Raw genomic sequence first — 6,040 nt, forward strand, 5'->3', positions numbered from 1 at the left:
CTCTGTCCGCGGCGCTGGACGTGGGTGATGGTGAGGTTGTCGCGAGTTTCCTGCGGCGTGACCGTGACCAGGCGACGAGTCTGCTGACGGGTCTGTCCCGGCTCCATGTCCATGGGGTTGATGTGGCCTGGGACCAGTGGGTTTCCCGTACGCGACCGCCGGTGGAGGTGCCGACGTACGCCTTCCAGCGCCGCCGCTATTGGCCGGGCGGCTCCGTCGGAGTGTCCGCCGGCTCGCTGCCGGGCGTGGGGCTGTCCGGCGCCGACCATCGTCTGCTCGGGGCACAGGTGACGGTCGCCGACGGTGGTGCGGTGTTCACGGGCCGGCTGTCTGTGTCCACGCAACCCTGGCTTGCCGACCACGCCGTATCCGGAACCGTCCTGCTTCCGGGGACCGCGTTCGTCGACTTCATGGCGCACGCGGGTCGGCGGGTGGGATGCCCTCAGGTGGGTGAATTGACCCTCCAGGCACCGCTGGTGCTGGCCGAGAACGGGCCGGGCGTGGTGGTCCAGGTCGTCGTCGACGTCCCCGACGAACACGGACAGCGGACCGTCACGATCTACTCCCGCCCGGACACGGAAGCCGGTGACTGGACCCGGCACGGCGCCGGCACCCTTACCGAGGCGACCGATACCCCCGGTACCGACCGGGATTGGCCCCGGGCCGCTGCCGGGATCTCGGGCGAGGACGTCTACGCCGGACTGTCGGACGCAGGATTCGACTACGGGCCCGTGTTCCGGGGGCTGAAGCAGGTCTGGCAGGACGGCGAGGACGTCTACGCCGAGGTCGTCCTGGCGGACGACCCGGCCGGCTTCGTCCTGCATCCGGCCCTGCTCGACGCCGCGCTGCACGCCCTCGCCGCCGCCTCCGGCACCGGGCCCGGCGAAGCCGGTCTGCCCTTCGCGTTCACCGGCGTACGGGTGCACCGGCCCGGTGCCTCGACGCTGCGCGTACGGCTGCGCCGCCAGGAGCCCGCCGGGGTCGCACTGGAGGCCGTCGACACTGCCGGGAACCCCGTGGTGTCCATCGACTCGCTGGTGTTCCGGCCGGTCAGCCATGCCGACCTCGCCGCGCCCGGTGCATCCGACGGGGACGTGTTGCACCTGCGGTGGACACCGCTCCCGGAACGGGCCCCGGAAGAGGCCCTGGAAGCAGAATCGGCAGGAACCCCGGCCGACGCGCAGCCGGGCGGCGGTCACGTGCATGCCGTCCCGGACATCGCGGCGGCCGCCGCGGAGGTGCGCGCCGGAACGGCCGAGCCGCACTGGGTGGTGCTGCCCTGCCGCGCCCCCGAGGAGGGGACCGTCCCGGAGCGTGCGCGCGCCCTGACCGTGTGGGTGCTCGGCCAGGTGCAGGCCTTCCTCGCCGCACCCGAGATGGCCGGGCGGAGACTGGTCGTCCTGACCCGGGGCGCGGTCGCGGCCGACGAGAGCGACCGTGGCGTCGACGTGTCCGCCGCGGGCGTCTGGGGGCTGGTGCGCTCGGCACAGTCGGAACACCCGGACCGGCTGGTCCTGCTGGACGACGACACCGAGGTGGGCGACGACGAGTGGCCCGCCCTGCTGTCCGCCCTCGCCGCGGCCCCACTGCCCCAGCTCGTCCGGCGGAGCGGGACGCTGTCGACACCGCGCCTGGAAGCGGTCGGTGACGGCGGGGACCTGACCGCCCCACCGCAGGGCCCCTGGCTCCTCACGGCGGGCTCGGGAGGCACGTCGGCGGAGCTCGCCCTGGTGCCCCGGCCCTCGAACGCCGACGAACCGCTCGGCGAGGGTCTGGTCCGCGTGGCGGTGCGCGCGGCCGGGCTCAACTTCCGTGACGTGCTCATCTCGCTCGGCATGTACCCCGGCGCCGCGTCGATCGGCGGCGAGGGCGCGGGCGTGGTCACCGAAGTGGGCCCGGGCGTCGCGGGATTGGCGGCCGGGGACCGGGTGATGGGGCTGATGCCGGACTCGTTCGCCGATACGACGACGGCGGACGCCCGCACGGTCGTCCGCATGCCCGAGGACTGGACGTTCCAGGAGTCGGCCTCCGTGCCCATCGTCTTCCTGACGGCGTACTACGCCCTCGGGGATCTCGCGGGTCTGGGTGCGGGTGAGCGGGTGCTGGTTCACGCGGGTGCGGGTGGTGTCGGGATGGCGGCCGTCCAGTTGGCGCGGTATCTGGGCGCTGAGGTCTTCGCGACGGCGCATCCTTCGAAGTGGGGGGCGTTGCGGGGGCTGGGGGTGGCGGAGGACCATATCGCGTCCTCCCGTGATCTGGGTTTCCGTGACGCGTTCCTCGATGTGACCGGTGGTGCCGGCGTCGACGTGGTGCTGAACTCGCTCGCGGGTGAGTTCGTGGACGCGTCGCTCGAACTGCTGCCGCGTGGGGGCCGGTTCGTGGAGATGGGCAAGACCGATGTGCGGGAGGCGGCCTCGCTGCCGTCCGGAGTCCGGTACCGCACCTTCGACCTCACCGAACCGGAACCCACCCGGATCGGGGAGATGCTGACGGAGCTGCTCACGCTGTTCCGGGACGGCGCCCTGCGGCTTCTCCCGCTGACCTCGTGGGACGTACGAAGGGCCCCGGCCGCGTTCGGGCACGTGCGGTTGGCCCGGCACACCGGCAAGGTCGTCCTCAACGTACCCGCGCCGCTCGACCTCGACGGAACCGTCCTGATCACCGGCGGCACCGGAACACTGGGCGCGCTGGTCGCCGAGCACATGGTCACCACGCACGGCGTGCGGCACCTTCTGCTCGTCGGCCGGCGCGGGCCACAGGCACCCGGTGCCCAGGAACTCGCGCGGCGGCTGCGGAAGTCCGGTGCCGACGTCCGCGTCGTGGCAGCCGATCTGGCGCACCGTGAAGAGGCCGTGGACGTCCTCGCACAGGTCGGCACGGACCACCCGCTCACCGGAGTCGTGCACGCGGCGGGCATCGCCGACGACGGGGTCCTCGGCTCGCTCACGCCCGGCCGGGTCGAGCGGGTCATGGCCGCCAAGGCCGACGCGGCCTGGCACCTGCACGAGCTGACCCGGGACGCGGACCTGGCGATGTTCACCCTGTTCTCGTCCGCCTCCGGAGTGCTCGGCTCCCCGGGCCAGGCCAACTACGCCGCGGCGAACACCTTCCTCGACGCCCTGGCCGAGCACCGCAGGGCCCAGGGCCTCGCGGCGCAGTCCCTGTCCTGGGGACTGTGGGCCCGGCGCAGCGCCATCAGCGGACACCTCGCCGACGCCGACCTGGCCCGGGTGGCCCGGTCCGGGATGCTGCCGCTCGGCGATGAGCACGGGCTGCGCCTGCTGGACGGGGCGCGGGACCGCTGCGGACGCGCGCACGCCGTCCCGGTGCTGCTCGCACCGGGGCACCGGCACACGCATCCGCTCCTTGCCCACCTGGGCGGACCCTCCCTGCCGGCCCGCAACGCCACGCGCGGCGGCGGGGCCGGCGCACCGTCCGTACCGCTGGCCGAAAGGCTCCGCGAACTGTCGGTGGAGGAGCAGCGGCGGATGCTGCTGACCCTGGTGCGGGAGCAGTCCGCGGCCGCCCTCGGGCACGAGTCCGCGGACGCCATCGGCGCCCGCAAGCCCTTCAAGGAGCTGGGGTTCGACTCGCTCACCGGCGTCGAGGTACGCAACCGGCTCGGCGCCGCGACCGGGGTGACCCTGCGCGCGACCGTGGTGTTCGACTTTCCCACGCCCGGCGCGCTCGCCGACCACCTGTGGGAGGCGCTCCGGCCGGACGACGGGACGGGGGAACCCCCGATCATCGCCGACCTCGCCCGCCTGGAGGCCGCTCTGACGCAGGCCCCGGACTCCGGCGACCTGCGCGACGAGATCACTGCCCGCCTGGAGGAGATCCTCTGGACCTGGCGGGACAGGGCCGAGGGCGGGCAGCCGGTCACCGAGGAGGATGACGAAGATCTGGCCGCCGCCACCGACGACGAGATGTTCGCCCTGATAGACGAGGAACTCGGCAGGCCGTGACCTGCGCTTTCGCCCGCCCGCCAGCCGCCCGCACATGAGGAGTTAGGTCCGGATGTCAGACAACCAGAAGCTGCGGGACTACCTGAACAAGGTCACGGCCGACCTGCGGCAGACCCGTAGGCGGCTGGAGGAGGCCCGGTCCGCCGACGCCGAGCCGATCGCCATCATCGGGATGAGCTGCCGATTCCCCGGCGGAGTGGAGTCCCCCGAAGGGCTGTGGGAGCTGGTCGCCGGGGAACGGGACGCGATCAGCCCGTTCCCCCGCGACCGCGGCTGGGACGTGGACGGCCTCTACGACCCGGACCCCGAGCGGACCGGCACCTCGTACGCCCGCGCGGGCGGGTTCCTCGCCGATGCGGGCGGCTTCGACGCGGAGTTCTTCGGGATCAGCCCGCGCGAGGCACTGGCCATGGACCCGCAGCAGCGGCTGCTGCTCGAACTGTCGTGGGAGGTGTTCGAGGCCGCCGGCATCGACCCGACCTCGGTGACCGGCCGGCCGGTCGGCACGTACATCGGCACCTCCACCTCCGGCTACGGGATCACCCTGGCCGAGGCGCCCTCGGGGGTGGAGGGGTACCTGCTGACGGGCAGCGCGGCGGCTGTGGCCTCCGGACGGATCGCGTACACGCTCGGCCTGGAGGGGCCGGCCGTCACGATCGACACGGCGTGCTCGTCGTCGCTGGTCGCCATGCATCTGGCCGCGCAGGCACTGAGGTCGGGCGAGAGCGAACTCGCGGTGGCGGGCGGTGCCACCGTCATGTCCAGCCCGGGCACGTTCGTGGAGTTCAGCAGGCAGCGCGGTCTGTCGCCGGACGGGCTGTGCAAGCCGTTCGCGGCCGCGGCGGACGGCACAGGCTGGGGCGAGGGCGTCGGACTGCTCCTCCTGGAACGGCTGTCCGACGCCCTCGCGAGCGGTCACCGGGTGCTCGGCGTGCTGCGGGGCTCCGCGGTGAACCAGGACGGCGCCTCCAACGGCCTGACGGCACCGAACGGACCCTCGCAGCAACGGGTCATCCGACAGGCCCTGCGCAACGCCCGGGTCGCCGGCGCACAGGTGGACGTGGTGGAGGCACACGGCACCGGCACCACACTCGGCGACCCCATCGAGGCACAGGCACTCCTCGACACATACGGCCAAGGACGCCCGGAAGGACAGCCGTTGTGGCTGGGTTCGGTGAAGTCGAACATCGGGCACACGCAGGCGGCCGCCGGTGTGGCCGGTGTGATCAAGATGGTGATGGCGATGCGCCATGGTGAGTTGCCGGCGACGTTGCACGTGGACGAGCCCTCGCCGCACGTGGACTGGTCGGCGGGTGAGGTACGGCTTCTGACGGAGGCGGTGCGGTGGCCGGGTGACGGGCATCCGCGCCGGGCGGGGGTGTCCTCGTTCGGCGTCAGCGGTACCAACGCGCACGTGATCCTGGAGGAGCCGCCCGCCGTCGAGCCGAAGGCCGCCGCGCCGGTGGAGGCGTCGGGTCCGGTGACATGGGTGCTGTCGGGGCGCGGGGATGCGGGACTGCGCGCCCAGGCGGCCCGGCTCGCCGACTTCGTACGGGATCGGCGGGCCGTGGGGACGGTCGACCGCGAGTGGCTCGCGGGAGTGGCGGCCGGGCTGGCCGGCCGGGCCGCCCTGGAGCAGCGGGCCGTGGTCGTGGGGTCGGACGTGGACGAACTGCTGAAGGGGCTGGACGCGCTGACCGCCGACGGGCAGCCGCTGTCGGCGGCCGCCGACTCCCGCACGGTCTTCGTCTTCCCCGGTCAGGGTGGTCAGTGGGAGCGGATGGGGCGGGAGTTGCTGGGGTGTGATGCCGTGTTCGCGGAGGCGATCGGGGCGTGTGAGCGGGCTCTGGATCCGTGGGTGGACTGGTCGCTGTCGGCGGTTCTGTCGGGTGAGGAGCGGGGGTGGTTGGGTCGGGTGGATGTGGTTCAGCCGGTGTTGTGGGCGGTGATGGTGTCCTTGGCGGAGGTCTGGCGGGCGGCGGGGGTTGTGCCTGATGCGGTGGTGGGTCATTCGCAGGGGGAGATCGCGGCTGCTGTGGTTGCGGGGCGTTTGAGTGTGGAGGACGGTGCCCGGG

At 73.1% G+C, this 6,040-nt stretch carries 2 protein-coding genes; both read left to right on the top strand.

Annotation, left to right across the window (positions count from 1 at the left end; genetic code table 11):
- The first annotated feature begins 122 nt into the window (after window positions 1-122).
- Window positions 123-3,965 carry an SDR family NAD(P)-dependent oxidoreductase gene (locus HET64_RS39740; protein WP_308370424.1) on the top strand — a complete coding sequence of 1,281 codons (3,843 nt, stop codon included), beginning with the start codon at window positions 123-125 and terminating at the stop codon, window positions 3,963-3,965.
- A 52-nt stretch (window positions 3,966-4,017) separates the two neighbouring features.
- The coding region (locus HET64_RS35360; RefSeq protein WP_215111338.1) for a type I polyketide synthase at window positions 4,018-6,040 on the top strand (2,023 nt) is incomplete at its 3' end.

The organism is Streptomyces sp. McG3 (assembly GCF_018619185.1).
Classification (GTDB): Bacteria; Actinomycetota; Actinomycetes; order Streptomycetales; family Streptomycetaceae; genus Streptomyces.